We start from the raw sequence: 25,315 nt of genomic DNA, 5'->3' as shown, positions 1-25,315 counted from the left end.
CGCGCCCGGGATGACACCCAGACAGCTGAAAGCGCTTGCCTAGATCGGCATCCGCAGGATTTCCTGATAGGCCTTGATGACCTGGTCGCGCACGGCGATCACGGTTTCCAGCTGCACCTCGGCGGCGGCGACGGCGGTGACGACATCGACGAGCTCGGCCTGGCCGGTCGCGGCCTGGGCGGTGAGGTTCTCGGCGGTCGAGATGGACGCCTCGGTCTGGCCGACCGCGTCCATGACGAGGCTGCCGAAATCGGGGCCCGCTGCGGCCTGCGGCTCCTGGGCCGGGCCGGTGGAGACCGAGCCGGCGACGTTCTGCGCGGCGGCGGCGTAGGCGCGAAGGGCGGCGAGATCCATCCTCTAGCCTCCTAGCGGCGCAGGAGGTCGAGCGTGCGTTCCATCATCCGCCGCGTGTTCTCGACCATGTTCATGTTGGCCTCGTAGGAGCGCTGGGCCTCGCGCATGTCCATCAGCTCGACGAGGCTGGAGACGTTGGGATAGCGCACATAGCCTTCCGCATTGGCGGCCGGGTGGCCGGGCTCGTGGACGAGGCGGAATTCGGAATTGTCGGCGGCGGCGTCGGTCATGCGCACCAGCTCCAGGCCCGTCATCCGGTCGAGCTCGGCCTCGAACACGGGAACCTGGCGGCGATAGGGATCCTCCTCCGGCGTGCGGCCGGTGGACTGCGCGTTGGCGAGGTTCTCCGCGATGATGCGCATGCGCGCGGCCTGGGCGCGAAGCCCGGCGGCGGCGACCTGCATGGTCTCTGTCGTCTTGTCCATCTAGACCTCCTTCACCCTATTGCGGCGGACGCACGGCCATGCGCAGCAGCGAGAGCGACTTGTTGTAGAGCCCCAGCGCCGTCTCGAAGCGCATGCGGTTCTCGTTGGCGCGCACCATCTGCTCCTCCAGCACGACGGCATTGCCGTTGATCGTGGTCTCGCTGTCGGGCGCGCTCTCGGTGCGGAACTGGCGCGCGCTCGCGGCCGGCGTGCCCTCGATGTGCGCCGCGTGGGGCGCACGCATCGCGACGGGCGTGACCGACAGGCGCGAGCGGCTCTGGCCGCCCCGGGCCTCCTCCACCGCGCGCTCGAAGTCGGAACGCGACACGTCGCGCGGGACATAGCCCGGCGTGTTGGCGTTGGCGACGTTCTCCGCGATCACGCGCTGGCGGTCGGAATGATAGCCGAGCGCCTGCTTCAGGACGGCGAGTACGTTGATGTCGTCGGCGCGCATTGTGCCACTCTCGGGACGCTATCTGACCATTAACCCTCGCTGCTTCGCGTTAATCGGGACTTAATGGAGATTACCCGGCGCCGCATCGCCTGCCCCGGCAGGGCGACCGCGTCCGGGAGCCGGCCTTGCTTAACGCCGCGCGCGACTCTCGATAAGCATTTCGTTAACGCTCCCGGCCGATGGTCCGGCCATTCGTTAACGCAAAGGCGGAACGCTCGCGTGGACATGCTCGACTTCGCCCGCTACCTCGCCGGCCTCGTCCTCGTGCTGGGCCTCCTCGCGGGTTTCGCCTTCATCCTGCGCCGCGGCTATGCGCAGGGCCTGATACCCGGCTTTCCCGGCCAGGGGAGCGAGCGGCGCATGCGCGTCGTGGAGACGCTGATGGTCGATCCGCGCCGGCGGATGGTGATCGTCGAGGTCGACGGGACCGAGCACGTGCTCCTGCTCGGCGCCGAGCGCGAGACGGTTCTCGGCCGCCAGCCGGCCAGGGAGAAGTTTACCCCGGAAATGCCGGGCGGGGAGAGCGAACCGCAATGACGTGGCGCCGCGCGCTTCCCCTCGCCCTGTCAGGCCTCGCGGCCGCGGCCCTGTTCGCGCTCGGCGCGCCGGCGGGCGCGCAGGAGGTGTCGATCGATTTCGGCGAGCCGGGCACGCTGACCGAGCGCGTGCTGCAGCTGATCGCGCTGATCACCGTCCTCTCGCTCGCCCCGTCCATCCTCATCATGACGACGAGCTTCATCCGCATCGTCGTCGTGCTCTCGCTGCTGCGCACCGCGATCGGCCTGCAGCAGAGCCCGCCCAACGCGGTGCTGATCTCGCTCGCCCTGTTCCTGACCGCCTTCATCATGGCCCCGGTCTTCACCCAGTCCTACAGTCAGGGCATCGAGCCGCTGCTGAACGGGGAGATCACCACCGAGGAGGCCTTCACCGAGACCACCCAGCCGGTGAAGATGTTCATGCTCGCCCACACCCGCGAGGACGATCTCGAGCTGTTCTTCGGCATCGCGCAGGTCGAGCCGGAGAGCCCGGAGGCGACGCCGCTGCACGTCGTCGCGCCGGCCTTCATGATCTCCGAGCTGCGCCGCGCCTTCGAGATCGGCTTCCTCTTGTTCATCCCCTTCCTGATCATCGATCTCGTCGTGGCCTCCATCCTCATGTCCATGGGCATGATGATGCTGCCCCCCATCGTGATCTCCCTGCCGTTCAAGCTGATCTTCTTCGTCCTGGTGGACGGCTGGCGCCTGGTGACCGGATCGCTGGTGCAAAGTTTCCAGACCGGGGTACCGGGCGGATGATCGGTTCGCGGCTTTCCGGAACGTTCGGCGCTGCGCGCCCGCCCGGAACCTGATCTCCGGCGACGGGGACACGGACGACGGACGCCGAAACGGCTCCGGAGCCCCGCTTCGCAGGACCCGCGCAGATCGGAACCGGTCTAGGCCGTCTTCTTCAGCGCCGGCGCACTCACATCGCGGAAGGTCAGCGTGTCGCGGACCCAGGACAGCGCGTCGTGGTGGTCGCGAAACGCGCCGGCGAGCATGCCGCTGGCCTGCAGCGAGCGCACCATCATGATAGCGTGGGCCTTCTGCGGCCGGCCGTAAACGCAGGCCATGACGAGGTCTTGCGGCAGGATATGCGCGAACTTTCCGGAGAGATGGTCGAACTGGGTCTCGTTGTGGAGAAAGCGGACAGGCCGGTAATCGGCGACGAGGCCGCGGAAGCGGCCGCAGCGCACCTCGCGCGCGATCCTCGAGGCCGTGTCGCGGCTCATCGCGGGCGTGTCCATCCCGCTGAGCCTGAGATAGAGGATATCGCCCGGGTCTATAACCCGCGTCGTATAGCTGAACCGGTTATCCCTCACGGCACCCCACCTTCTTATCGTTATTGAGCAACCCTAGAGGGCGAGGGTGGAGATTCGGTTGCGAAGCGTGGTTAACGTCCGGTTTTGCGGGCGAAACCCTCCGCTCCCTCCCAGTCGGCGAACGCGGCGGCGGGATAGCCGGCCGCCTTCAGCCGCTTGGTCATGACGAGAGCGTGCATCATGTTGTCCGGCCCGTAGACATAGGCGATGCGGCAGGTCTTCGGCACCCGCGCGATGAAGATCTCCGCGATCTCGGCGAACTGCTCGATCGTGTGGTCGAGCGTGCAGGCGCGGTAGTCCAGGATCAGCCCGTCGCGCTGCTCGCGCACGAGGCGCTCGGCCAGGGCGGCGGCGTTCTCGCGGCTCTGCGCGAAGCGGTTCACGCCGAGCAGCCGGGCGCAGAACACGTTCGCGCCTTCCAGTTCGAAGCGTTCCAGTCTGAGGTCGGTCATGGCGCAATCCCAGGAAAGGAAGCCGGGCCGCGCGGCGCGGCCCGGCCATTCCTTCAGGACATGGGGCCCGGACCTAGAAAGGCCAGAGCAGGTTGTACAGCTCCTGGCCGATCGGCGGGCGCTGCATGTCGGAGATGTGGCCGCGTCCGCCATAGGACACGCGCGCCTCGGCGATCTTGGTATGGTCGATCGTGTTGTCCGGCTCGATGTCCTGGGGCCGCACGATGCCCGAGATCAGGAGCTCGCGCACCTCGTTGTTGATGCGCACCTCCTGGCGGCCGTGCACGACCATGTTCCCGTTCCACAACACGTCGACGACGATCGCGGCGGCGGTCAGGCGGATGGTCTCCGAGCGGTTCACGCTGCCCGCTCCTTCCGTCGAGGTGGTCGAGCCGAAGCTCGCCAGCGAGGCGGGGTCGACCGCGTCGTTGAAGAACTGGTCGAGCGCGGCCTCCCCGCCGAAGAAGTTCGTCAGGTTCGCGTCGTTGTCGCTGGTGCGCGAGCGCGCGGTCTGGTTGGAGACCTGGGCGCGGTCGGAGATGTCGATGTTGACGGTGAGGATGTCGCCCACGCTCGTCGCGCGCGGATCGCCGAAGAAGCTCCTCGCATTGCCGCGCCAGAGCGAGCCGGGATTGGCCTGCCGGTCGTGCGTGGCGGCCGCGGCGCGAAGCTGGGCGAGATAGCGGTCCTGCTCGCCCGAGCGACCGTAGATCGCGGCGGCGGTCTGCTCGCTCATGCCCGCGACGTTCTCCATCGGGGAGAGCGGCGGGGTCTGGCCGACATAGGAGAGCCGGTCGGTCGCCGCGCAGGCGGTCAGCATCGAGGCGCCGAGCAGGCCGGCGGCGAAGCGGGTGAGGACGTTACGCATGGGACAGGCTCTCCGGAGCATCAGGACGCGGTGTCGTAGCCGACGCGGGCGCGGCCGGGCGCGAAGGCGAACGCCTCGACCGTGCGGTTCGATTGCAGATTGACGAAGCGTGCGCGCTGGCCCTCGCCGACGTCTTCGAGCGCCCGGGCCCGGGCGGTCAGCGTCAGCGCGCCGACCTGGTAGACGAGATCGATCGTCTCGCCGCGCGCGATCAGGGTCGGGGCTGCAAGATCGTAGCCGCGCAGGGCTTCGCCGGCGCGCAGCGCGCGCCGCGCCTCCTGGCCGACGAGCGAGTCCGCGTCGAGAATGGCGTCGGCGCGCACCCGGTTCGCGGGCAGGCGCAGCCAGTCGATGTCGGACGCGGAGATCACCTCCCCGCGCGCCATCGGGCGGGCGAGCACCGGCACCTCGACCACGCTCTGGGCCCGGCCGGTGACGAGCACCGGCTCCCCGCCGGGCCAGGGGGCGATCTGCGCCCGGAACAGGCCGGCGCCGGCATCGGTCTCGAAGCTGACGATCTCGGGCGCGCCGGCCGAATCCAGCGGCGCGTGCAGGGTCAGAGCGCGGTTGGACAGCACGACTTCGTGGCTGCGCCCGGTGTCGAAATAGAGCGCCTCCTCCAGGAGCGCGGTGACCTCGCTCGCGGGTATCGCGCGGCTCTCGCGCGTCACGGAGACGCGCTGCAGCCCGCCGGCATTGGCCCAGCGAAAGCCCGCCCGGGCCGCCTCGCGGCGCACGAAGTCGGGATCGAGCGAAAGCGTCTGGCCCGGCTCCGGGGCCCGGGCGATCTGCGTCTCGTCGTCGATGCCCTCGAACAGGTCGGCGAGCGTGATGATGTGATCCGCGCTCGCCGGATGCTCGCGCAGCACGACCGTGCGCGCCTCCTGCCCGAGCGCGGGCGCGGCGATCGCCGCGGCGAGGAAGAGGCTGGTGAGCAGATGACGGGCCATGGATCAGGTCCTCAGCGCAGGTTGGAGGAAGTGGCGAGCATCTCGTCGGCCGCGGTGATCACGCGCGCGTTCATCTCGTAGGCGCGCTGGGCCTGGATGAGCGCGGTCACCTCGGTGACGGCATCGACGTTCGAGGTCTCCACGAAGCCCTGGCGGATCGTGCCGAAGCCCGGCTGGCCGGCGATGCCGACATTGGCCGCGCCGGAGGCCCCGGTTTCGAGATAGAGATTGTCGCCCTGGGCCTCGAGCCCGGCCTCGTTCGGGAAGACGGCGAGTTCCAGCTGGCCGACGATCTGCGGCTCGGGGTCGCCGTCCAGCGTGATCGAGATCTGGCCCTGCGGGTTGATGTCCACGGTGCGCGCCTCTTCGGGGATCGTGATGCCCGGCGCGACCTGGTAGCCCTCGGCCGTGACCAGCAGGCCCTGGTCGTTCTTCGAGAAATTGCCGGCCCGGGTATAGGCGTCCCCGCCATTGGGCAGCTGGATGCGGAAGTAGCCGCGCCCGCTGATCGCGACGTCGAACGGGTTGGCCGTCTGGGTGAGACTGCCCTGTTCGGTGATGCGGTAGACCGAGCCGGTCTGCACCCCGAGGCCGACCTGGACACCGGTCGGAACGATCGTGCCCGAATCGGAGGACTGCGTGCCGACCTGCTGGATGTTCTGATACAGCAGGTCCTGGAATTCGGCCCGCTGGCGCTTGAACGCCGTGGTGTTCATGTTCGCCAGGTTGTGGGCGATCACCTCGACATTGAGCTGCTGGGCTTCCATGCCCGTGGCGGCGGTGGACAGGGCGCGCATGGCGGCGTTCCTCTTCTACTCTGTTACGGGCGGCCGAGGCGCTCGAGCGCCTTGCGGCCGAGTTCGTCGGTCTGGTTGATCATCCGGGTGACCGAGGCGTAGGTGCGCGAGATTTCCATCATGCGCGTCAGTTCCATGACCGGGCGCACGTTGGAGGCCTCGATGAAGCCCTGGCGTACGACCGGATCGAGCACGGTCTCGCGCGCTGCGTCCTCGGGTGCGGAATAGCGGTTGTCGCCGGTCTTGGAGAGCTGGCCCGGCGCCTCGAAACGGGTGAGCGCCAGGCGCGCCACCGGCACACCGTCCTGCATCACCTCGCCATTGGCGCGCACCTCGATCTCCCCGCCTTCCGGAGCGAGGCGGATCGGGAAGCCCCCCTCGTCGAGCAGGCGCGCCCCGTCCGCGGCGACGATCTCGCCTTCCGCGCTGAGCGTGAAGCGCCCGTCGCGGGTGAAGCGTTCGCCGGCCTCGGTCTCGAGGGCGAAGAACCCCTCGCCCTCGATGGCGAGGTCGAGCGGGCGGCCGGTGCCCTGCAGCGCGCCCTGGCTGAAATCGCGGCCCACACCCCACTCGTCGACGAAGGCGAGCCGGCCCGGGCCGTCGGAATGACGCGCGCGGGTCGCCGCGTCGGTCTCCAGCAGGACCTGCTCGGCCTTGAAGCCGGTGGTGGAGGTATTGGCGATATTGTTGGCGGAGATATCCATCGCCTGGCGCAGCGTCTGCTGGCGGGCGAGCCCGATCATCATCGCATTGTCCATGGCGCGTCGTCCCTTCTGGCCGCTTCGTGCACCGTTTCCGCCATTCGGGCGGATATTGTGCTCCCTCCTCCCGCAAGCCCCGTGCCATGGTTAATCAGTATATCTATCAATGGCTTGCCAGAGATGACGGGCACCGCCTGCCCGGCAGGTTTTGAAAGCGGACTGCAGCGGGTGGGAAAAATCTGCCGCCTGCGGCAACAGTCCAAACGGATCGTTAACCGGGGCTTGGCTTAATCCTTAACGAAGCAGCCGTTTTGACAGCCGGAGCCGGACCATGGCGGACGATACGGACATCGAGAACGAAGACGGCGAGGGCGAGAACCAGGCGAAGAAGAAGCCCGGCCTCGTCAAGCTCGCCCTGTTCATCGGCCTTCCCGCCCTCATCCTGGTGCTGGGCGGGGTGGCCGGCGCGCTCTTCCTGTTCGGCGGCAAGGACGACACCCATGTCGCCGCGGCCGAGGGGCACGGCGGACCAGATTCGGCCACGCCGGCCGAGCAGGCGCTCGCGGCCGCCGCGGCCGAGCACAAATACACCTTCGAAGAACCGATGGTGGTCAACATCAACCACGAGTCCGGCACCAGCGACGTGCTGATGCTGAATGTCTATTTCGTCTATTCCGACCCGGCCCTGCACGCCGTGCTGGAGGCCCGCTCGGAGGAGATCTTCAGCTCCTTCACCGGCTTCGTGCGCGAACTGCGCACCGAGGATCTCGCCGGATCGAGCGCCTATTACCGCCTGCGTCTGGAGCTGCTGCGCCGGGTCAATCTGGAGATCGCGCCGGCGCAGATCGACGACGTGCTGATCCGCGAACTCGTGGTCAACTAGCCTAGCAAACCGTATCGAGGCCCTTCTTTCATGAGTGACGAAATCGACCAGGATGCGCTTGCCGCCGAATGGGAAGCGGCCGCGGCCGCCGAGCAGCCCGATTTCGATGCCGCCGGCGGCAGCGACGACGAACTCGCCTCGGAATGGGAGGCGATGGTCGGCGGCGGCGAGGAAGTGCTCGCGCCCCAGGGCGGGGGCGGCGCGGAGCGCATCCTCAACCAGGAGGAGATCGACTCCCTCCTCGGCTTCTCGGTCTCCGACGACGACGACGAATCGCGCTCGGGCATCCGGGCGATCATCAATTCCGCGCTCGTCTCCTACGAGCGCCTGCCGATGCTGGAGATCGTCTTCGACCGCCTGGTGCGGCTGATGACGACCAGCCTTCGCAACTTCACCTCCGACAACGTGGAGGTCAGCCTCGACAACATCTCCTCGATCCGCTTCGGCGATTACCTGAACTCGATCCCGCTGCCCGCGATCCTGGCGGTGTTCCGCGCCCAGCAGCTCGACAATTACGGCCTGCTGACGGTGGACTCCAACCTGATCTACTCGATCGTCGACGTGCTGCTCGGCGGGCGGCGCGGCACCAGCGCGATGCGCATCGAGGGCCGGCCCTACACCACGATCGAGCGCACGCTGGTCCAGCGCATGATCGAGGTCATCCTGGCCGACGCCAAGCAGGCCTTCGCGCCGCTGACCGAGGTGGATTTCTCCCTCGACCGCATCGAGACCAATCCGCGCTTCGCCGCCATCGCCCGGCCGGCCAATGCGGCGATCCTGGTCAAGCTGCGCATCGACATGGAGGACCGCGGCGGGCGCATCGAGCTCCTGCTGCCTTACGCCACGCTGGAACCGATCCGGAAGATGCTGCTGCAGCAGTTCATGGGCGAGAAGTTCGGCCGCGACAACATCTGGGAAAGCCACCTGGCCACCGAGCTGTGGTCGACCAAGATGGAGGTGTCCGCCGTGCTCGACGAGCTGCAGAAGCCGCTCGGCGAGGTGATGAAGCTCAAGGTCGGCGACACCCTCCTCCTCGACACCCCGCCGGACGGGAGCGTGGAGTTGCGCTGCGGCGCGATTCCGCTCACCCACGGACGCATGGGGCGCATCAACCACAATGTCGGCATTCGCCTCGACGCCCCGCTCACGCCGCGGGCCCGCCGCCAGCTGATGAGGTTCGCATGAGCGCCTATGTCCTGATCTTCGAAGGCCTCGTCGCCCTGCTGATGCTGGGGGCCGGCATCATGTGCTGGCGCGTCGACCGGCGGCTGAAGGCGCTGCGCGAGGGCCAGGACGGGCTGAAGGCCACGATCGGCGCGCTCAACGACGCCGTCGACCGGGCGCGCGCGAGCCTGGCCGCGCTCGACCGCGCCTCGAAGGAGAGCGGCGGCGAGCTCAAGACGCGCGTCGAGGAGGCGCGGCGCCTCGCCGACGAGCTGCGCATCCTGTCCGGTGCCGGCGAGGCGCGTGCGGAGCGTCTGGCCGCGGCCCCGCGCCGGCGCGAGCCTTCCGGCGAGATCGCCCGCCCCCGCCGCGAGAGCGCGCCCGAGCCGGCGCGCGCGCGTGACGGCGGCGCGCGCGAGACGGGCGGCGAGATGAATGGCGGCAAGCCCGGACGCCTGCTCGAAGCCCTCAAGACGCTGCGCTAGGAGCCGCCATGTCCGCCGTCCGGCCGCTCGCCCTCATCGCCCTGCTCGCCGGCGCGCTGTTCGCGCTGAAGGCGCTGGCCTTCGCGGACGGCGCCTCGCTGTTCTTCGAGTCCCGCGCCGAGGCGCGCGAGATCGCCGCCGGCCAGGAGGCCGGAACCGGGGACGCCGAGACGCCGGCCGCGAGCGAACCGGTTCCCGAGACGGTGACGCCGATGCCCTCGCAGTCCGCCGGCGGGCTTGCCGAACCGGAGACCGCGAGCCACGCCCAGCTGCTGACCGCGCTCGCCGAGCGGCGCCGCGCGCTCGATGCCCGCGAGGCCGAGCTCGACACCCGCGAAGGGCTGATCGAGGTCGCCGAACAGCGTGTCGAGGAGCGCATCGCGCGGCTTGAAACCCTTCGCGGCGAGGTCGAGGCCCTGCTCGGCCAGCTCGAGACCGAGCGCCAGGATGAGGTCAACTCGCTGGTGGCCACCTATCGCAGCCTGGAACCGGAGGCCGCCGCGCGCATCCTGATCAGCCTGGACGAGATGGATCCCGATACGCTGCTCATGGTCTCGCGCGAGCTTCAGAACTCCTTCGGGCGCAATTTCGCGGCGATCATGGGCGAGATGGCGGAGATCGATCCGGCCTTCGCCGCACGGCTGACCTCGCGACTGCGCGCGCAGGCGATGCCGCCGCAGACCGTCGCCGAACTGGAGGCCGGGTTTGACGCCGCGGCGCACTGACCGCCGCGCCCTCCTGCTGGGCGCCGCGCTGGCCGCGATCGCGGCCGGTTCCGCCGCCGCACAGGTCGAGGCCGGCCTCGCGGTGGAACGCATCGGCGCGGTCACCCGCCTGCAGCTGACCTATCCCGAGAGCGAGGGCGGCGATCTCTCCGCGCAGGCGGAGATCCTGGGCGGGGCGGTGCTCGTGGCGACGCTGTCGGAGGCCATCGCCGCCGACCCGGCGGTCCTGGTGGACGCCGCGCCGAACCTGATCGCGCGGGCAAGGCTCGATCCCGACGGACGCACGCTGCGCCTGGCGCTCAACGCCGAGGTGAGCCCGCGCGTCTCGGTGTCCCACAACGTGATCGCCATCGATCTGCTGGGCCCTGGCGCCGAGCCCCTGCCCGACATCGTCTCCCCCTGGGAGCGCGCCCGGCGCGCGGAGGAGGCCGAGCGCGCCCGGCGCGCCGCCGAGGCCGCTGAAGCCGCGGCCCGGCCCGAACCGGCCCTGCCGGTCGAGATCCGCTCCGGCGAGGCGAGCGAATACACCCGCATCGAGTTCGTCTGGCCGCAGGCCGTGGCCTACACGCTCGATCAGGACGGACAGACCGCCCGGCTCTCCTTCGAGCGCGCCGGCGAGGCCGATCTGCGCAGCCTGCTGGGTGCGCCGCCCCGCCTCATCGAGGCCGTGCGCGACGAGAGCGATGCGCGCGCCTTCACCCTCGTCTTCGATCTCGCGCCCGGGGCGCAGGCGCGCGCCTGGTCGGAACAGGGCCGCGTCGTGTTCGACGTCATCGACCCGGCGAGCGCCGCGCCTACCGATCTCCTCGCCGCGCTCGCGGCCTATGCCGAGGCGCAGCCCGACACTGCCGGGGCGCCGGACCGCCAGGCGGCGGCGCAGGCCGGCCCCGGTCCGGACGAGCCGCTCGCCGGCGACGCGCCGGCGAGCGCCGAAACGGTCCGTCCCGATCCGGTCCCCGAGAACGGCATCGTGCGCGCGACCGTGCGCCCGGGCGGCAGCGATCTCACGCTCAGCTTCGCCTGGGCCCACCTTCCCGGCGCGGCGCTGTTCCGGCGCGCCGACGCGCTGTGGCTGGTCTTCGACGCGAGCGCGGAGCTCGACCTGTCCGAACTCGCCACCGCGAACCGGCGCCTGGTGACGGGCTACGAGGCATATCGGGGCCCCGACTACGCGGCCATCCGCTTCGAGGCGCCGGCCTCGACGCTCGCCGATCTCGACGCGGCCGGCAGCACCTGGACGCTGCGCTTCATGGAAATGCTCGACGAGCCGCCCCGTGCCGTGCGCCTGTCGCGCGAGACCCGGCTCGGCGCGCCGGCACGCATCCACATCGCGCTGGAGGGCGCGAGGAGCGTGCGCGCGCTGCACGACCCGGTGATCGGGGACACGCTGGAGATCATCACCGCCGACGGTGAGAACCAGGGCGTCATCACCGAGCGCCGCCTCGTCGAGGCCGTGTTCCTGCCCTCCGTTCACGGGGTCGCCATACAGCCCCTCGCCGACGATCTCGCGCTCTCCCTGTCGACCGGCGGCGCGGATCTTTCCCGCCCCGGCGGGCTCGCCCTGTCGCGCAACGGCGACCCTTCGGCCGGGATGCGCCTCGCCCGGCCGGAATCCCCGGCCTTCCTCGATTTCGCGGGCTGGCGGGGCGATGGCGATTTCCGCTCCAGCCGGCGCGCGCTGGAGCGAAGGGCCTCGAGCTTCGAGCCGGATGCCCTGCTGGCGCTCGCGCGCTTCTACCTGTCCTGGGAACTCGCCCCGGAGACGCTGGGGCTCGCCGATCTCATCGTCGAGGAGCGCCCGGCCCTGGCCGACACGCCCGAAATACGCGCGCTGCGCGGCGCGGCGAGCTACATGCTGGGGCGAACCGATGCGGCCGAGGACTATTTCTCGGGCGCGCAGATGGAAGCCGACCCGGCCGTCCAGCCCTGGCTCGGCCTGATCGCGGCGCGCGAGGGACGCTGGAGCGATGCGCGGCGCCATTTCGAGGCCGGCGCGGACACGCTGTTCTTCCTGTCCCCGCTCTGGCAGGCGCGGGTCCACGCCGCGCAGGTGCGCGCCGCGGTGGAAACCAACGACGTGGGCGCAGCCCAGACCCTGCTGATGCGCGCGCAGAGCGATATCGCCGATCCGCAGGCCGTCGCCGAACTCGCATTCGCCCGAGCCAAGCTCGCGGCCGCGACGGGGGACACGACCGAGGCGATCGAGCGGTTCGAGGCACTGGGCGAGTCGCCCTGGGTCCCGATCCAGGCCCCGGCCTTGCTGGAGAAGACTCGCCTGGAGATCGCCGAGGGGCGCATCACGCCGACCGAGGGCGCAGAGGCGCTGGAGGCGCTGCGCTATCGCTGGCGCGGCGACCGCACCGAGATCCAGACCGCCCGCCTGCTCGGCGAGCTCTATGCGCGCGCCGGGCGCTATCGCGATGCGCTCGGCGTCTGGCAGACCGCGCGCACGCGCCATCCCGAGACCCGGCTCGCGCGCGCCATGGGCGAGGACATGGACCGGCTGTTCCGCCGGCTCTACCTGGAGGACGAGGCCGACCGGCTCGACCCGCTCGATGCGCTGGCGCTGTGGTACGAGTACCAGTCGCTTACCCCGCAGGGGGAGGAGGGCGACCGGCTGGTGCGCCGCATCGCCGGCCGGCTCGAAGCGGTCGACCTCCTCGACCAGGCCGCAGCCCTGCTCGCCCACCAGATCGAGGAACGCCAGAACATCACCGGCTTCGCCAAGGCGCAGATCGCCGTCGATCTCGCGCGCATCTACCTGACCGCGGACCGGCCCGAGGACGCGCTGCGCACGATCCAGTCCACCCGCGTTGCCGGGCTACCCGCCACCACGGTGGAGGCGCGCCGCCTTCTGGAGGCCCGCGCGATGGCCGAACTCGGCCGGCACGAGCACGCCGTCGAGCTCATCGCCGGCGAAACCTCGCCGGAGGCCGCGATCCTGCGCGCGGACATCGCCTGGAATCTGCGCGACTGGGCGAGTGCGGGCCGGCGCCTGGAGGCGGTGCGCGCCGAGCGCTGGCGCGACCCCGCCCCGCTCGGGCCCGACGAGGCCCACGACATCCTGCGCGCCGCGATCGCCTATGCGCTGGCCGGGGACACCGCCTCGGTCGCGCGCCTCGAGGCGCGGTATGCCGGCGCCATGTCCGGCACCCGCTTCGCCTCGGCCTTCTCCGTCGTGACCAACGATGTCGGCAGCGCCGGGGACGCGCGCCTGGTCGACCTCGTCTCCGATCTGGGCGCGATCGAAGGCGTCGACAGCTTCCTGGCCGGATTCGAGCGGAGATTTCAGGACGGCGAGCTCGAGCCGGGGGCGAGCTAGAACGTCTCCGGACCGGTCTTTCCGCCGGCGCCGATCCGATCGGGGGCCGGAGCCGCCGAAGCAAGCATATTCCACGATCCGCGGGACCCGGATCGCTTCGCGTCCGGGCAGGCGGAGGCGGAAATCATTTCCGGGGGAAACCCAGACGCCCTCAATCGTCGCGGTGGACGCGTTCCGATTTCTCGTGGCGCTCCTGGGCCTCGATGGACAGGGTGGCGACGGGGCGCGCTTCCAGGCGGGCGAGCGAGATCGGTTCGCCGGTCTCCTCGCAATAGCCGTACTCGTCGGTCTCGATGCGGCGCAGGGCCGCGTCGATCTTGGAGATGAGCTTCCTCTGGCGGTCGCGGGCGCGCAGTTCCAGCGCGCGGTCGGTCTCGGTGGAGGCCCGGTCGGCAAGATCGGGCAGCGCCCCGAGATCCTCCTGCAGGTTGGACAGGGTCGAGCGGCTCTCGCGGATGATCTCGTCGCGCCAGGCAAGCAGCTTGCGCCGGAAATACTCCTTCTGGCGCTCGTTCATGAACTCCTCGTCCTCGCTGGGACGATAGTCCTTGGGAAGTTCGATGTGCGATTCGGTGACGCTCATCTGCGATGCTCCTCCCTCACGCTCCCCCTGGCCCGAGCGGGGCGCAAAATATCAGCCGAACGGTGATAGTCAATCGAACAGAGCTGTGCGAACGGTACTATGACGAGCGTGTGAAAACCTCGTGTTTTCCACATCTTATCAACAGTGCTCACGGCCGCGTCAGGCGTGGTACTTGGCCAGTTCCACAGCCGCGCGAAGCTCGACCTCGTCGAGCGCGGCTTCCAGGCGCGGATCGTCCACGCCGTCGCGCTCGCTCTTCAGCAGGTCCATCAGCGCGGTGAGCTTGGCGCGCGGGATGCCGCCCTCGAGCAAAGCGAGCTTCAGGTCGTCGAGCACGTCGAGCAGCGAGAAGGCCCGCTCGGTCGCGCGCTTCCTCGCCTGGCGGAAATCGCCGGTAGCCTGCAGGGCGAGCAGCGCGTCGACGGAATTGACAGCGCTCGCGCCCGAGAGCGGTGCGCCGGACGCCGCCGGCGCGGCCGAGGAGGCCGATTGCGGGGCGAAACCGGAGCCCTGCCCGTCCGCGGACGGCTTGCGCTTGGTGCCCGACGGGCCCTGGAGATGACGCGGACCGTTGATCTTCATGGCGTGGCTGACCCTCACCGCTCTTAGAAACCGACCCTCGCTTAATCTGTCTTAAGAGAGGCTTAAACATCGACGCGCACCCGGCAAGAATTTCCGGGCAAGACGCAGCCCGGCACGAATCTCCGCCCGGGGCTGATGTTCAAATATCTGATTCTACTTGATGTTTCTGCAATTAACCTTGGCACGGTTTTCGCATCGGAGCGTGTGCACGATGCCTCCAGCGGAGAACCGCCCGCCATGATCCGAACGATCGCCCTCGCCCTCCTGGCTGCCGTCCTCACCACGGCCGCGCATGCCAATCCGCGCATCAAGGACATCGCGGACGTGGAGGGCGTGCGCGACAACCAGCTCGTCGGCTACGGCCTCGTCGTCGGCCTCGACGGCACGGGCGACACGCTGCGCAATACCGCCTTCACGCGCCAGTCGCTGAACTCCATGCTGGAGCGCTTCAACGTCAATGTGCGCGAGGCGGACCTTCGCACCGGCAACGTCGCCGCGGTCATCGTCACCGCCGAACTCCCGCCCTTCGCCATGCAGGGCACGCGCATCGACGTGACGGTGAGCGCGCTCGGCGATGCGGAGAGCCTGCAGGGCGGGGTTCTGATCGCCACCCCGCTGATGGACGCGCAGGGCAATGTGTACGCGGTCAGCCAGGGCTCGATCGCGGTCGGCGGTTTCTCCGCGGAAGGCGACGCGGCCTCGATCACGCGGGGCGTGCCGACCGTGGGCCGCATCTCCAACGGAGCCCTCGTGGAACGCGAACTCGGCTTCGACCTCGCCGCGCGCGAGGGCGTGCGGCTCGCGCTCAGGAATCCCGACTTCACCACCGCGCGGCGCATGGCCGAGGCGATCAACGCCTATCTGGGGCGCGGCGCGGCGCGGGCGGTCAACCCGTCCATCGTCACGGTCGCCCTGCCCGCCGGCTACGAGCGCGACCTCGTCGGCATGATCGCCGATATCGAGCAGCTGCGCGTGGAGGCCGACATGCGCGCCCGCGTCGTCATCGACGAGGCGACCGGCACCATCGTGATGGGCGAGGACGTGCGCGTGTCCACCGTCGCGATCGCGCAGGGCAACCTGACCATCACCGTCTCGGAAGCCCCGATGGTGAGCCAGCCTGCCCCCTTCGCCGATGTCGGCGAGACGGTCCTGGTGCCGCGCACCGAGATCAATGTCGAGGAGGAAATGCGCCAGATGGGCGTGCTGGAGGGCACGGTCAGCCTTCGCGAACTCGTCGACGGGCTCAACGCGCTGGGCGTCAGCCCGCGCGACATGATCACCATCCTGCAGACCATCAAGGCCGCCGGCGCCCTGCAGGCCGAGATCGAGGTGCTCTAGATGGACGGTCTCCTGAACAGCCAGGTCAACGCCGCCCTGCTCCAGGCCCAGGGCCAGGAAGGCCCGCGCGTCGCCCGCGTGGACAGCCCCGAGCGCGCCCGCAAGGTCGGCGAGGAGTTCGAGGCGGTCTTCCTCGCCCAGATGCTCGAGCACATGATGGGCGAGACGAGCGAGGACTCCCTGTTCGGCGGCGCCGGCAGCGGGGCCTGGAAGGGCATGCTCAACGAGGAATACGCCAAGGTCATGGCCCGGGCCGGCGGCATCGGGCTCGCCGACGATCTCGCCCGCGAGATCATGCGCTACCAGGACATCGGAGACGAGGCATGAGCGAACTTGCCGCGACCAATCCCGTCGACCGGGCGCACGAGTTGCTGCGCCTGACCCGGCGCCTGACGGCGCTCCTCGAGGAGGAGACGCGTCATTTCGAGGCGCGCCGCCCCCAGGACGCGGTCGCGCTGCAGGGCGAGAAGATGCAGCTCGCCAACATCTACCGGCGCGAGACGATGCTCGCGGCCAGGGACCCGGCCCGGCTGTCCGGCGTCGGCGAGGCGCTGAAGGCCGAGCTGCGCGAGGCGACCGAACGCTTCGAGGCGGCGGTGCGCGCGAACGGCGCGGCGGTGGAAGCCATGAAGACCCTCACCGAGGGCATCGTGAAGGCGATCGCCGACGCCGCCGCCCGCCAGAAGCAGGCCGAGGGTGGCTACGGCCCCGGCGCGCGCCAGCCCGCCCGCATCGGCGCGATGGCGCTCAATCAGAGCGCTTAGCGCCACTCCGCGAGCCGGGATTGCCTGCCTCCTGCCCCTCGATGCGGCAGGCCGGGCATGCGGTCGGCTTGCCCGAGTGGCTCCACCTCCCCTTCGCGTTTGACTTCCCGGTCGCGCCCGTCCGACAGTACGGCCAAGCCTGAAAACAGGAATCTTGGAAACGGGGAGGCCTTACCCATGAACATGCTCTCGACCGCGCTGGCCGCGGTGCTCGCCCTGTCCGCGACGGCACTGGCGCAGGATGAAGGCGAAGGCGCGCAGGCGCCGCTCACCGTCATCCATGCCGGCCATCTCATCGCCGTGCCGGGCGAGGACGTGCGCGAGGACGTCACCATCCATGTCCGCGGCAACCGGATCGAGGCCGTGGAAGACGGCTTCGCGAGCCCGGAAGGCGCAACGGTCATCGACCTGTCCGACGACTGGGTGCTGCCGGGCTTCATCGATTCCCACGTGCACCTGCTTTCCGAGCAGGGCCCGATGCGCCGCTTCGAGGGCTTCGTCCTGGATCCCGCCGACATGGCGTTCAACGGCGCGGCCAATGCGAGAAAGACGCTTGAGGCCGGCTTCACCACCGCCCAGGACGTGGGCGGCAATTTCGAGGCGATCACCGCGCTGAGGGACGCGATCGAGGAGGGCGACGTGCCCGGCCCGCGCCTGCGGGTCTCCGGCCCGGCCGTGACCCCGACCGGCGGGCATGGCGACGTCAACGGCTTCGCGCTCGACGTCATGCACATGTTCAGCTCGGAAACCGCCTGCAACGGCCCGGCCGACTGCCGGCGCGCGGTGCGCGAGCTGGTGCGCGGGGGCGCGGACGTGATCAAGATCACCGCCACGGGCGGCGTGCTGTCGAACACGGCCGCCGGCGTCGAACGCCAGTTCTTCGTCGACGAACTGGAGGCGATCGTGGAGGCCGCCCACCTGATGGGCCGGCGCGTGACCGCCCACGCCCACGGCGTGACCGGCATCAACGCGTTCCTGGAAGCGGGCGGGGACTCCATCGAGCACGGCACCTATCTCGACCGCGATTCGATCCGCCTGTTCCGGCGCAACGGCGCCTATCTGATCCCCACCGCCATGGCCGGCGAGTTCGTCGCCCAGCAGGCCGAAACAGCGGAGTGGATGACCGAGAACCAGCGCATGAAGTCGCGCCAGGTCGGCCCGCAGATGCTCGACATGGTCCGGCGCGCCCACGAGGGCGGCATCAACATCGCCTTCGGCACCGATTCCGGCGTCAGCCCGCACGGCGACAATGCCCGCGAGTTCGAGCTCTACGTCATGGCCGGGATGACCCCGATGCAGGCGATCGCGACCGCCACGGTCAACGCCTCGCGCCATGTCGGCATGGAGGGCGAGATCGGCACGATCGAGGCCGGCAAGTATGCCGACATCGTCGCGGTGGACGGCGACCCGCTGGCCGACATCTCCGAGCTTCGCGACGTCGACTTCGTGATGAAGGACGGCGTCGTGTATGTGAGCGAGTAGTCCCGTGAGGGGCGCCGACCGCCTGCTCGCGGCCGCCGGTCTCGTCTGGTCGGCGCTCCTCCTGCTCGCCGGGTTCTGGCTCCTCGCCGAATTCCTGCGCGACCCGCTGGCCGGCTACGGCACGGCGGGGATCCTCGGCCTCGTCGCCCTCGTCTGCCTGCTCAGCGGGCTTCTTACGTCGGCGCTTTCCCTGCGGCTGTGGTCGGCGCGTTCCGGCCGGCCCGCTGCCCCTCACACCAGCATACCGGACCCGCATCCATGACCGATCTCGACGCCCAGTTCTCCGGCACCAAGCCCGTCGCCGACGCGCTCGCCTTCGACGAGAGCCGGCTCGAGGCGTGGATGAAGGAGAATGTGGACGGGTTTGCCGGCCCGCTCACGGTTACCCAGTTCCGCGGCGGCCAGTCGAACCCGACCTACAAGCTCGATACCCCGAACGCCTCCTACGTGCTGCGCCGCAAGCCGCCGGGCAGGCTCTTGCCGTCCGCCCACGCGGTCGATCGCGAGTTCACCGTGATGAGCGCGCTAGGCACCACCGGCTTCCCGGTGCCCAGGATGCACGGGCTGGAAGAGGACGAGGCCGTCATCGGCACGCCCTTCTACGTGATGGATTTCGTGAAGGGCCGCATCTTCTGGGACCCCTACCTGCCGGGCATGAGCCCGTCCGAGCGCGCGGCGATCTACGACGCCTCCAACGCGACGCTCGCGAAACTTCACAACGTGGATTACGAGGCGATCGGGCTCGGCGATTACGGCAAGCCGGGAAACTATTTCGAGCGCCAGATCGGGCGCTGGACCAAGCAGTACAAGGCTGCCGAGACCGAGACCATCGAGGCGATGGACAGGCTGATCGAATGGCTGCCGGAGAACGCGCCGGAACAGGAGCGCACCTCGATCGTCCACGGCGACTACCGCCTCGACAACATGATCTTCCATCCCACCGAGCCGAAGGTCATCGCCGTGCTCGACTGGGAGCTCTCCACGCTCGGCGATCCGCTGGCCGACTTCACCTACCAGCTGATGCAGTGGCGCACGCCGAAGGACATCCGCTCGGGTTTCCTCGGCGTCGATCTGAAAGGTCTCGGCATCCCGACCGAGGCCGAATACGTGAAGGCCTATTGCGAACGCACCGGGCGGGAGGGCATCCCCAAGCTCGATTTCTACATCGCCTACAACATCTTCCGCCTGGCCGGCATCGCCCAGGGCGTCTACGCCCGCGCCATGCAGGGCAATGCCTCCAACGAACGCGCCAAGGATCTCGGCGCGCTGGTCAAGCCGATGGCGGAATATGCCTGGGGGATCGCGAAGGGGGCGTGAGGCGGCGGCCACGCGCCAACGCGGTTCGCCCGGAACGGCGAAGCTCCTGGAAGCTCTACCGCCCTATATGCCCCGCAAACGGTGCGAGCAGCATCGCGCCCAGCACGAACTCGAAACCGACGCTGAACAGGTTGTAGCCCGTGCGCGTACCCTTGCCGGCATCGAGCGCCATCGAGGTCAGCCGCCCGATTCCCATGCCGAGCCAGTAGACCGCCACGGCGAAGCTCGTGCCGATGACCGAGCCCTCGCCGGCCTGTGCGCTCATCGCAAGCGTGAGCAGGACGCTGGCGTGCAGGAGCGCGAAGCCGAGCCCGTAGCTCGCGCGGAACTCGGCCCAGCCGCCGGGCCGGTCCTCGCGAACCGCGAGGCGGACCACGTTCGCGCCCCAGCGCGGCCGCACGAAGCTCGCCAGCCCCATCGCCGTACCGATGAGCGCCGCGATCGCGGCGATGATCCAGGTGATCGGCCAGTCGGTCATGAGGGGTCTCCTGTAAAGCCCATGGCCGATATACGCGCAGCGGCACGAGGCGGATCAAGTGCGCAAGCATCGGGTGGGCACGCGCGGGCTGCGGCCCCAGCATGGGGACGCTGTCGCTGTGGAGCCCCCCTCATGAACTTCCAGATCCATGCCCTTCCCGCCGCGCCGTTCGAGGCCCTGTTCGCGCTCGCCGATGCGGATCTCGCCGCCCATGGCGCGCGGCGCGTCACGGCCGATGCCAAGCCCGGCTATCCCTGCCGGGTGAGCCTTCTCGACGCCGAGCCCGGCGAGCGCCTCATCCTCGTCAATCACGAGCACCTTGCCGCCGAGAGCCCCTTCCGCTCGCGTCACGCCGTCTTCGTGCGCGAAGGCGCCGAGCAGGCCCGCCCCGAGCCGGGCGAGATCCCCGAGCAGCTCGACCGGCGCGCGCTCGCGGTGCGCGCCTTCAGCGCGGCGCACGACATGCTGGCCGCCGAGATCGCCGAGCCGGGACGCCTCGCCGGCGTCATGGAACGCCTGCTGGCCGACCCGGCGGCGGCCTGTCTCCATCTGCACAGCCCGGCACGCGGTTGCTACTTCGCGCGCGCCGAGCGGGCGCGCTGACGCCGTCGCGGCCGCCGTCACCCGGCAACGGCGCCTCATGGTCCGGGCGGGCTACACGACCTCGAACAGGCCGGCCGCGCCCATGCCGCCGCCGACGCACATCGTGCACACGACGTATTTCACGCCGCGCCGCTTGCCCTCGATCAGGGCGTGGCCGACCATGCGCGCCCCGCTCATGCCGTAGGGGTGGCCGATCGAGATCGCGCCGCCATTGACGTTGAGGTTCTCGTTGGGGATGCCGAGCTTGTCGCGGCAGTAGAGCACCTGGACGGCGAAGGCCTCGTTGAGCTCCCACAGGCCGATATCGTCGATCTTCAGGCCGTGGGCCTTCAGCAGCTTCGGCACGGCATAGACCGGGCCGATGCCCATCTCGTCGGGATCGAGGCCGGCGACCGCGATGCCGCGATAGATGCCGAGCGGTTCCAGGCCCCGCTTCTCAGCTTCCCTGGCTTCCATCAGCACCGCGGCGGATGCGCCGTCGGAGAGCTGGGAAGCGTTGCCGGCGGTGATGAAGCGGCCCTGCTTGACCTTCTGGCCGTTGCCGAAGACCGGGTTGAGGCTCTGGAGCGCCTCGAGCGTGGTCTCGGGCCGGTTGCCCTCGTCGGTCTCCAGCGTCACCTCGACGAGCTCGGTCTCGCCGGACTGCCTGTTCATCTTCAGCTGGGTGGAGGGGAGCGGGACGATCTCGTGATCGAACTTGCCCGCCTTCTGGGCCGCGGCGGTGCGCTGCTGGGACTGCAGCGAATACTCGTCCTGGGCCTCGCGGCTGACCTTGTAACGCTCGGCGACGATCTCGGCGGTCTCGATCATCGTCATGTAGAGCGAGGGCACGTGCTCGTTGATCCAGGGATCGAAGGCGCGGTGCAGGTTCATGTGCTCGTTCTGGACGAGGGAGATGGACTCAAGCCCGCCGCCGACGGTGATCTGCATGCCGTCCGAGACGATCTGCTTGGCCGCGGTGGCGATCGCCATCATGCCGGAGGCGCACTGGCGGTCGAGGCTCATCCCGGCGACCGAGGTGGGCAGGCCTGCGCGGATCAGGCACTGGCGCGCCGGGTTCTGGAAAGTCGAACCCTGCTGCATGGCGCAGCCCATCACCACGTCGTCGATCTCGGCCCCGTCGATGCGGGCGCGCTCGACGGCATGCCTGATCGCGTGCCCGCCGAGTTCCTGGGCCTGGGTGTTGTTGAACGCGCCCTTGTAGGCCTTGCCGATCGGGGTGCGGGCGGTGGAGACGATGACGGCTTCACGCATGAGGGAGGTCCTTCTTTCGCTTGAAACGAGGGAACGGGTCAGGGAACGGCCGGGCCGCGTGCGCCCTGCGGCGCGGTGGCGGTCGCCCCCGGCGCGCCGGGAGCGGCCGGAGCGACAGTCTCCGGACGCGGCTGGACGGATGCCAGCACGGCCGCGGCGAGCGCGCCGATCACCAGCCCGGCGAGCCCGGCGGCGGCGGCCGGAACCAGGGTGCGCGCCGGGGCGGCCAGGCGGGCCTGCCCGGGCGGGGCCGGGCGGGCGGTGTCGACGGGCGCGATCAGCCGGTAGCCCTTGCCCGGCACGGTCTCGATGAAGCGCGGCTTGCGCGCCTCGTCGCCGAGCGCGCTGCGCAGCACCGACATGGCGCGCGGCAGCGCCTCCTCGACGACGTGCACGTCCTTCCACACCTCGCGGTGAAGCGCCTCGCGCGACCAGATGCGGCCCGGCGTGCGGCTCAGCGCATCCAGCAGCGCGGCGGGCTTGGGCTCAAGGCGCACCACCTCGCCCTCGCGCAGAAGAACGCCGCGCTCGCGGTCGAACACCAGATCGGCGAACACGAGATAGCGCCCGGCCGGGGCCGGCACATCATCGGTAAGGTCGCGTAAGCCGATCATAAGCTGCGGTAATCCCGGTGCTGCCCCAACGTGACGGCGCGGCGGCGGAAGCCCGCTCGCACCTGTTGCGTCATCATGGAGCGGAGCATCAATCGTGGCCAGACTTTCTTGTATCGCGTCCCTCGCCCTGCCCGGCCTCGCCGCGCTGGCCCTGCAGGCCGCCGCCCCGCCGGCACCAGCAAGTCCCGCCGGGGACGGCGCCGCACCTGCTCCGGCCGCCCCCCTTGCCGCGCCCTGCCCCGGCGATCCATCGCCCGGCCCGGGCACGGCGCCGCCCGCGGCAGGCGCGAGCTGGGCCGGCTGGGTCGATCTCGGCGAGGCGGGGGATTTTCCATTCCGCGTGCGCCTGCGGGAGGATGGGTCCGGCTCGCTGGACATCCCCGCCGCGCAGCTGTTTGGTGCGCCCCTCGCCGGCGTGCGGATTGGCGAGGACCGGCTTGCCTTCGACTGGCCGAGCCGTAGCGGCGCCGCCCGGCGCTTCTCCGGGCAACGCGAGAACGGCTTCGTCAGCGGCGAGATCGACTTCGCCGGAACCGCCGGCACCTTCGTCCTGTCGCGCGCGGCAAGCGAGATCGCGGAGGAGGATTCGGCGGCGCTCGAGCCGGGCTGGTACCGTTTCGAGAACGCGCCCGGCCCGGCCGACGACACGGTCTGGCACGTGGAGCGGCGCGGGTTCGGCGAAACCGTGATCCGCGTCGTGAATGACGGGCGTCAGCGCACCGCCTTCCCGGCCGGCAACTCCCGGTTCTTCACCGGTTCGCGGCTCTATGTGCCGGGGCCGGCCAGCGCGCGCTTCGCCGCGAGGCGGGGAACGATCGAGATGGTGCAGGACGGGCTGGGCGCGCAGGGGAGCGGGCATGCCTTCGAGATCGTGGAGACCTCCGTCGTGATCGAGACGGCGCGCGGCCCGGTACGGGTCCTGATGACCGAGCGCGATGACGCCCCGCTCGGCATCGGTCTGGTCTACGTCCAGGGCTCGGACTGGCGCCTGGCCGAAGACGACGCCTTCCGCCGCCACGGGCTGGCCGCGCTGGGGCTGACCGTGATCAGCTGGGACAAGCGCGGTCACGGCGCGACGCCCGGACCGGCCGTGCGCGCCTTCGCCGACACCGCACGCGATGCCGCCTCCGTTGGCGACTGGGTACGGAGCGCGCGTCCCGATCTCACGCGCGTCGGCATTCTCGGCGTCAGCCGAGGGGGCTGGATCGCCCCGCTGGTGCCTGGCCTGCCGGACCGGTTCGACTTCGCCGTGCTCGCCGTCACCCCCGCCGTCTCGCCCTTCGTCCAGGAATTCGAGGCCCGCTTGCGCACGCTGGGCGCCGAAGGCGCCGACGAGGAGACGCTCGCATTCGCCGGGACCTATTTCGACGCGCTGATCGACTTCGCGCGCGATCCCTCGCCTGCGACCCGCGAGCGCTACGAGAACTTGCACGCCGCAGCGGCGGGGCGCCTGCCGCAGGACATGCTCGGCGCGTCCGCAGCCGACGAGCAGGCGTGGCGCTGGTGGCGTCTGAACGGCGATCACGACCCGGCTCCGGCGCTGAGCGCGCTCCCGGTGCCGACGCTCGCCCTGTTCGGATCGCGCGACCTTGTGGTCGACACCGCGCGCGCGGTGGCGCTGATGGAGCGGTTCGACCTCGCCGACGGACGGCGCGACATTGTCTTTCGCATCCTCGAAGGCGCCGGCCACGACCTCGCCCTGGCGCGGACAGGCCCCCTCTGGGCCTTCGACTGCCAGGGCTCGGAGGGCGTCGCGGACGTCTGGCGCTTCGCGCTGGACGCTTAGCCGAGCTTAACGCCGAAATGCCTGGCGGCATACTCGACGAACTTGAAGGTCTGCTGGCCGCCCTGCTCGAATTCCTGCTGGCCCTCGGCGCTGACGATGCGGGCGAAATTCTTCGCGACGTTTTCCGGCGTCTGGTCCTCGGGCGGCAGGTAGATGCCGGGCGTCTCGTAGATCTTCGTCGCGGCATAGCCGCCCGCGCCGGCGCACAGGATGGTCCGCGCCGGCCCGTCCTCGCTGACCAGATAGAGAAGGCCGGCGGTGACCGCCTCGACCGTCATCAGCCTGGCGGCCTCCTCCGGGATCAGCCCCTCGGTCATGCGCGTCAGCGCGGTCGGGGAGAGGGTGTTGACCTTGATGCCGTATTTCTGGCCCTCGAGATGGAGCACATTCATCAAGCCGACGAGGCCCATCTTGGCCGCGCCGTAGTTTGACTGTCCGAAATTGCCGTAGATGCCGGAAGACGAGCTCGTCATCACGACGCGGCCGTAGCCCGCCTCGCGCATCGGTTCCCAGACCGCCTTGGTGCAGTTGACCGAGCCCATCAGGTGGACGTCGACCACGGCCCGGAAATCTTCCAGCTCCATCTTGGCGAAGCTCTTGTCGCGCAGGATGCCGGCATTGTTGACGAGGATGTCGACCTTGCCCCAGCGCTTCAGCGCGCCCTCGACCATGTCCTGGACCTCGCCGGGCCTGGTGACGTTGGCGCCGTGGGCCATCGCCTCGCCGCCGGCCCCGGTGATCTCGCGGACCACGGCCTCGGCCGCGGAGATCGAGCCGCCCTCCCCGGACACCGAGCCGCCGAGATCGTTGACCACCACCTTCGCGCCGCACCTGGCCAGCGCCAGCGCATGGCTTCGCCCCAGCCCCGCGCCCGCACCCGTCACGATCGCCACACGCCCGTCGAACCGGATCTCACTCATCATGCTGCCTCTTCGCACTCACCTGACCACCCTCGAACGAGGTTCGCAAAGGCCATGCGAGCGCGTTTCGCGCCGCGATGCAAGGCGTCAATGAGGTGGCGCCCCGTGCAGGATGGCGGGCCGGGAACCCGTTTGGTCGCCACGGCAGGAACGACC

Annotated in this window: 30 protein-coding genes; 15 read left to right on the top strand and 15 right to left on the bottom strand. The window is 69.9% G+C overall.

Translation table 11 applies throughout. The annotated features are described in order from the left end of the window. Window positions 1-39: 39 nt before the first annotated feature. The 3 genes from fliE to flgB are packed head-to-tail and all read right to left on the bottom strand — an operon-like array spanning window position 40 to window position 1,233. On the bottom strand, window positions 40-354 hold the full coding sequence (gene fliE / locus JW792_RS01015; protein WP_135994503.1) for a flagellar hook-basal body complex protein FliE: 315 nt from the start codon (window positions 352-354) through the stop codon (window positions 40-42). Between the two features lie 11 nt (window positions 355-365). Further along, window positions 366-779 (bottom strand): flagellar basal body rod protein FlgC, encoded by a 414-nt coding sequence (gene flgC, locus JW792_RS01010; protein ID WP_135994504.1) that lies wholly within the window; start codon window positions 777-779, stop codon window positions 366-368. Window positions 780-795: 16 nt separating this feature from the next. After that, a complete protein-coding gene (gene flgB / locus JW792_RS01005; RefSeq protein WP_135994505.1) occupies window positions 796-1,233 on the bottom strand; it encodes a flagellar basal body rod protein FlgB in 438 nt (145 codons plus the stop codon). A 225-nt stretch (window positions 1,234-1,458) separates the two neighbouring features. On the opposite strand from flgB, the gene JW792_RS01000 reads away from it, so the two are divergent. Next, the gene (locus JW792_RS01000) at window positions 1,459-1,770 is read left to right on the top strand and encodes a flagellar biosynthetic protein FliO (RefSeq protein WP_135995243.1); all 312 of its coding nucleotides are present in this window, start codon (window positions 1,459-1,461) and stop codon (window positions 1,768-1,770) included. Beyond that, on the top strand, window positions 1,767-2,528 hold the full coding sequence (gene fliP, locus JW792_RS00995; RefSeq protein WP_135994506.1) for a flagellar type III secretion system pore protein FliP: 762 nt from the start codon (window positions 1,767-1,769) through the stop codon (window positions 2,526-2,528). Before JW792_RS01000 ends, fliP begins: the two co-directional genes overlap by 4 nt. A 137-nt stretch (window positions 2,529-2,665) precedes the next feature. Here fliP and JW792_RS00990 read toward each other — a convergent pair whose 3' ends face one another. From JW792_RS00990 to flgF, 6 genes are all read right to left on the bottom strand, one after another. Next, window positions 2,666-3,001, bottom strand: a complete 336-nt coding sequence (locus JW792_RS00990; protein WP_135994507.1) for a hypothetical protein — start codon at window positions 2,999-3,001, stop codon at window positions 2,666-2,668. A 161-nt stretch (window positions 3,002-3,162) separates the two neighbouring features. Next, a complete protein-coding gene (locus JW792_RS00985; RefSeq protein WP_135994508.1) occupies window positions 3,163-3,543 on the bottom strand; it encodes a hypothetical protein in 381 nt (126 codons plus the stop codon). 73 nt (window positions 3,544-3,616) lie between these two features. Continuing rightward, complete coding sequence (gene flgH / locus JW792_RS00980; RefSeq protein WP_135994509.1) at window positions 3,617-4,411, bottom strand: flagellar basal body L-ring protein FlgH; 795 nt, start codon at window positions 4,409-4,411, stop codon at window positions 3,617-3,619. 20 nt (window positions 4,412-4,431) lie between these two features. Then, the gene (gene flgA / locus JW792_RS00975) at window positions 4,432-5,361 is read right to left on the bottom strand and encodes a flagellar basal body P-ring formation chaperone FlgA (protein WP_135994510.1); all 930 of its coding nucleotides are present in this window, start codon (window positions 5,359-5,361) and stop codon (window positions 4,432-4,434) included. 11 nt (window positions 5,362-5,372) lie between these two features. After that, on the bottom strand, window positions 5,373-6,158 hold the full coding sequence (gene flgG, locus JW792_RS00970; protein ID WP_135994511.1) for a flagellar basal-body rod protein FlgG: 786 nt from the start codon (window positions 6,156-6,158) through the stop codon (window positions 5,373-5,375). A 23-nt stretch (window positions 6,159-6,181) separates the two neighbouring features. Further along, window positions 6,182-6,916, bottom strand: a complete 735-nt coding sequence (gene flgF / locus JW792_RS00965) for a flagellar basal-body rod protein FlgF (protein WP_135994512.1) — start codon at window positions 6,914-6,916, stop codon at window positions 6,182-6,184. Between the two features lie 274 nt (window positions 6,917-7,190). On the opposite strand from flgF, the gene JW792_RS00960 reads away from it, so the two are divergent. The 5 genes from JW792_RS00960 to JW792_RS00940 are packed head-to-tail and all read left to right on the top strand — an operon-like array spanning window position 7,191 to window position 13,438. Continuing rightward, window positions 7,191-7,742 carry a flagellar basal body-associated FliL family protein gene (locus JW792_RS00960; protein WP_135994513.1) on the top strand — a complete coding sequence of 184 codons (552 nt, stop codon included), beginning with the start codon at window positions 7,191-7,193 and terminating at the stop codon, window positions 7,740-7,742. 30 nt (window positions 7,743-7,772) lie between these two features. After that, window positions 7,773-8,927 (top strand): flagellar motor switch protein FliM, encoded by a 1,155-nt coding sequence (gene fliM, locus JW792_RS00955; RefSeq protein ID WP_135994514.1) that lies wholly within the window; start codon window positions 7,773-7,775, stop codon window positions 8,925-8,927. Beyond that, window positions 8,924-9,391, top strand: a complete 468-nt coding sequence (locus JW792_RS00950; protein ID WP_135994515.1) for a DUF6468 domain-containing protein — start codon at window positions 8,924-8,926, stop codon at window positions 9,389-9,391. The genes fliM and JW792_RS00950 overlap by 4 nt, the downstream gene beginning before the upstream one ends. 8 nt (window positions 9,392-9,399) lie before the next feature. Further along, complete coding sequence (locus tag JW792_RS00945; protein ID WP_135994516.1) at window positions 9,400-10,116, top strand: MotE family protein; 717 nt, start codon at window positions 9,400-9,402, stop codon at window positions 10,114-10,116. Next, window positions 10,097-13,438: a tetratricopeptide repeat protein gene (locus JW792_RS00940; RefSeq protein WP_135994517.1), complete on the top strand. Its 3,342-nt coding sequence runs from the start codon at window positions 10,097-10,099 to the stop codon at window positions 13,436-13,438. The genes JW792_RS00945 and JW792_RS00940 overlap by 20 nt, the downstream gene beginning before the upstream one ends. 151 nt (window positions 13,439-13,589) lie before the next feature. Here the strand turns inward: JW792_RS00940 and dksA are convergent, their stop codons facing one another. Beyond that, window positions 13,590-14,021 (bottom strand): RNA polymerase-binding protein DksA, encoded by a 432-nt coding sequence (gene dksA / locus JW792_RS00935; RefSeq protein WP_135994518.1) that lies wholly within the window; start codon window positions 14,019-14,021, stop codon window positions 13,590-13,592. A gap of 159 nt (window positions 14,022-14,180) precedes the next feature. After that, the gene (locus tag JW792_RS00930) at window positions 14,181-14,603 is read right to left on the bottom strand and encodes a flagellar assembly protein FliX (protein WP_135994519.1); all 423 of its coding nucleotides are present in this window, start codon (window positions 14,601-14,603) and stop codon (window positions 14,181-14,183) included. A gap of 237 nt (window positions 14,604-14,840) precedes the next feature. Here JW792_RS00930 and JW792_RS00925 point away from each other — a divergent pair, with 237 nt between their 5' ends. The 6 genes from JW792_RS00925 to JW792_RS00900 all read left to right on the top strand — a co-directional run bounded on the left by JW792_RS00925 (window position 14,841) and on the right by JW792_RS00900 (window position 19,504). Continuing rightward, window positions 14,841-15,941, top strand: a complete 1,101-nt coding sequence (locus tag JW792_RS00925; protein WP_135994520.1) for a flagellar basal body P-ring protein FlgI — start codon at window positions 14,841-14,843, stop codon at window positions 15,939-15,941. Beyond that, entirely contained in the window at window positions 15,942-16,268 is a 327-nt protein-coding gene (locus JW792_RS00920) for a rod-binding protein (protein WP_135994521.1), read from the top strand. It abuts the gene before it with no gap. After that, window positions 16,265-16,705, top strand: a complete 441-nt coding sequence (locus tag JW792_RS00915; RefSeq protein WP_135994522.1) for a flagellar basal-body protein FlbY — start codon at window positions 16,265-16,267, stop codon at window positions 16,703-16,705. Before JW792_RS00920 ends, JW792_RS00915 begins: the two co-directional genes overlap by 4 nt. Window positions 16,706-16,882: 177 nt before the next feature. Continuing rightward, window positions 16,883-18,187 (top strand): metal-dependent hydrolase family protein, encoded by a 1,305-nt coding sequence (locus tag JW792_RS00910; RefSeq protein WP_241095018.1) that lies wholly within the window; start codon window positions 16,883-16,885, stop codon window positions 18,185-18,187. Between the two features lie 4 nt (window positions 18,188-18,191). Beyond that, window positions 18,192-18,449: a hypothetical protein gene (locus JW792_RS00905; RefSeq protein WP_135994523.1), complete on the top strand. Its 258-nt coding sequence runs from the start codon at window positions 18,192-18,194 to the stop codon at window positions 18,447-18,449. Then, entirely contained in the window at window positions 18,446-19,504 is a 1,059-nt protein-coding gene (locus JW792_RS00900; RefSeq protein WP_135994524.1) for a phosphotransferase, read from the top strand. The genes JW792_RS00905 and JW792_RS00900 overlap by 4 nt, the downstream gene beginning before the upstream one ends. Before the next feature lie 55 nt (window positions 19,505-19,559). Here the strand turns inward: JW792_RS00900 and JW792_RS00895 are convergent, their stop codons facing one another. After that, a complete protein-coding gene (locus JW792_RS00895; protein ID WP_135994525.1) occupies window positions 19,560-19,982 on the bottom strand; it encodes a hypothetical protein in 423 nt (140 codons plus the stop codon). 132 nt (window positions 19,983-20,114) lie between these two features. Here JW792_RS00895 and JW792_RS00890 point away from each other — a divergent pair, with 132 nt between their 5' ends. Next, window positions 20,115-20,585 carry a DUF1203 domain-containing protein gene (locus tag JW792_RS00890; protein ID WP_135994526.1) on the top strand — a complete coding sequence of 157 codons (471 nt, stop codon included), beginning with the start codon at window positions 20,115-20,117 and terminating at the stop codon, window positions 20,583-20,585. A 51-nt stretch (window positions 20,586-20,636) separates the two neighbouring features. Here JW792_RS00890 and JW792_RS00885 read toward each other — a convergent pair whose 3' ends face one another. Next, window positions 20,637-21,839 carry an acetyl-CoA C-acyltransferase gene (locus JW792_RS00885; RefSeq protein WP_135994527.1) on the bottom strand — a complete coding sequence of 401 codons (1,203 nt, stop codon included), beginning with the start codon at window positions 21,837-21,839 and terminating at the stop codon, window positions 20,637-20,639. A gap of 38 nt (window positions 21,840-21,877) precedes the next feature. Continuing rightward, entirely contained in the window at window positions 21,878-22,453 is a 576-nt protein-coding gene (locus JW792_RS00880) for a winged helix-turn-helix domain-containing protein (protein ID WP_135994528.1), read from the bottom strand. Between the two features lie 94 nt (window positions 22,454-22,547). Here JW792_RS00880 and JW792_RS00875 point away from each other — a divergent pair, with 94 nt between their 5' ends. Beyond that, window positions 22,548-24,239 carry an alpha/beta hydrolase family protein gene (locus tag JW792_RS00875; protein WP_135994529.1) on the top strand — a complete coding sequence of 564 codons (1,692 nt, stop codon included), beginning with the start codon at window positions 22,548-22,550 and terminating at the stop codon, window positions 24,237-24,239. Here the strand turns inward: JW792_RS00875 and JW792_RS00870 are convergent. After that, a complete protein-coding gene (locus JW792_RS00870; protein WP_135995245.1) occupies window positions 24,236-25,159 on the bottom strand; it encodes an SDR family NAD(P)-dependent oxidoreductase in 924 nt (307 codons plus the stop codon). The genes JW792_RS00875 and JW792_RS00870 overlap by 4 nt on opposite strands. Window positions 25,160-25,315 lie beyond the last annotated feature (156 nt).

The sequence above is a fragment of the Marinicauda algicola genome, assembly GCF_017161425.1.
In the GTDB taxonomy this organism is placed as follows: domain Bacteria; phylum Pseudomonadota; class Alphaproteobacteria; order Caulobacterales; family Maricaulaceae; genus Marinicauda; species Marinicauda algicola.
Note: the sequence above shows the minus strand (reverse complement) of the source record. Positions and strands in the feature narration are given on the sequence as shown.

Coding starts and splice junctions, on each gene's coding strand:
- fliE (WP_135994503.1), bottom strand. CDS start 354: ATGGATCTCGCCGCCCTTCGCGCCTACGCCGCCGCCGCGCAGAACGTC.
- flgC (WP_135994504.1), bottom strand. CDS start 779: ATGGACAAGACGACAGAGACCATGCAGGTCGCCGCCGCCGGGCTTCGC.
- flgB (WP_135994505.1), bottom strand. CDS start 1,233: ATGCGCGCCGACGACATCAACGTACTCGCCGTCCTGAAGCAGGCGCTC.
- JW792_RS01000 (WP_135995243.1), top strand. CDS start 1,459: ATGCTCGACTTCGCCCGCTACCTCGCCGGCCTCGTCCTCGTGCTGGGC.
- fliP (WP_135994506.1), top strand. CDS start 1,767: ATGACGTGGCGCCGCGCGCTTCCCCTCGCCCTGTCAGGCCTCGCGGCC.
- JW792_RS00990 (WP_135994507.1), bottom strand. CDS start 3,001: ATGAGCCGCGACACGGCCTCGAGGATCGCGCGCGAGGTGCGCTGCGGC.
- JW792_RS00985 (WP_135994508.1), bottom strand. CDS start 3,543: ATGACCGACCTCAGACTGGAACGCTTCGAACTGGAAGGCGCGAACGTG.
- flgH (WP_135994509.1), bottom strand. CDS start 4,411: ATGCGTAACGTCCTCACCCGCTTCGCCGCCGGCCTGCTCGGCGCCTCG.
- flgA (WP_135994510.1), bottom strand. CDS start 5,361: ATGGCCCGTCATCTGCTCACCAGCCTCTTCCTCGCCGCGGCGATCGCC.
- flgG (WP_135994511.1), bottom strand. CDS start 6,158: ATGCGCGCCCTGTCCACCGCCGCCACGGGCATGGAAGCCCAGCAGCTC.
- flgF (WP_135994512.1), bottom strand. CDS start 6,916: ATGGACAATGCGATGATGATCGGGCTCGCCCGCCAGCAGACGCTGCGC.
- JW792_RS00960 (WP_135994513.1), top strand. CDS start 7,191: ATGGCGGACGATACGGACATCGAGAACGAAGACGGCGAGGGCGAGAAC.
- fliM (WP_135994514.1), top strand. CDS start 7,773: ATGAGTGACGAAATCGACCAGGATGCGCTTGCCGCCGAATGGGAAGCG.
- JW792_RS00950 (WP_135994515.1), top strand. CDS start 8,924: ATGAGCGCCTATGTCCTGATCTTCGAAGGCCTCGTCGCCCTGCTGATG.
- JW792_RS00945 (WP_135994516.1), top strand. CDS start 9,400: ATGTCCGCCGTCCGGCCGCTCGCCCTCATCGCCCTGCTCGCCGGCGCG.
- dksA (WP_135994518.1), bottom strand. CDS start 14,021: ATGAGCGTCACCGAATCGCACATCGAACTTCCCAAGGACTATCGTCCC.
- JW792_RS00930 (WP_135994519.1), bottom strand. CDS start 14,603: ATGAAGATCAACGGTCCGCGTCATCTCCAGGGCCCGTCGGGCACCAAG.
- JW792_RS00925 (WP_135994520.1), top strand. CDS start 14,841: ATGATCCGAACGATCGCCCTCGCCCTCCTGGCTGCCGTCCTCACCACG.
- JW792_RS00920 (WP_135994521.1), top strand. CDS start 15,942: ATGGACGGTCTCCTGAACAGCCAGGTCAACGCCGCCCTGCTCCAGGCC.
- JW792_RS00915 (WP_135994522.1), top strand. CDS start 16,265: ATGAGCGAACTTGCCGCGACCAATCCCGTCGACCGGGCGCACGAGTTG.
- JW792_RS00910 (WP_241095018.1), top strand. CDS start 16,883: ATGAACATGCTCTCGACCGCGCTGGCCGCGGTGCTCGCCCTGTCCGCG.
- JW792_RS00900 (WP_135994524.1), top strand. CDS start 18,446: ATGACCGATCTCGACGCCCAGTTCTCCGGCACCAAGCCCGTCGCCGAC.
- JW792_RS00895 (WP_135994525.1), bottom strand. CDS start 19,982: ATGACCGACTGGCCGATCACCTGGATCATCGCCGCGATCGCGGCGCTC.
- JW792_RS00890 (WP_135994526.1), top strand. CDS start 20,115: ATGAACTTCCAGATCCATGCCCTTCCCGCCGCGCCGTTCGAGGCCCTG.
- JW792_RS00885 (WP_135994527.1), bottom strand. CDS start 21,839: ATGCGTGAAGCCGTCATCGTCTCCACCGCCCGCACCCCGATCGGCAAG.
- JW792_RS00880 (WP_135994528.1), bottom strand. CDS start 22,453: ATGATCGGCTTACGCGACCTTACCGATGATGTGCCGGCCCCGGCCGGG.
- JW792_RS00870 (WP_135995245.1), bottom strand. CDS start 25,159: ATGAGTGAGATCCGGTTCGACGGGCGTGTGGCGATCGTGACGGGTGCG.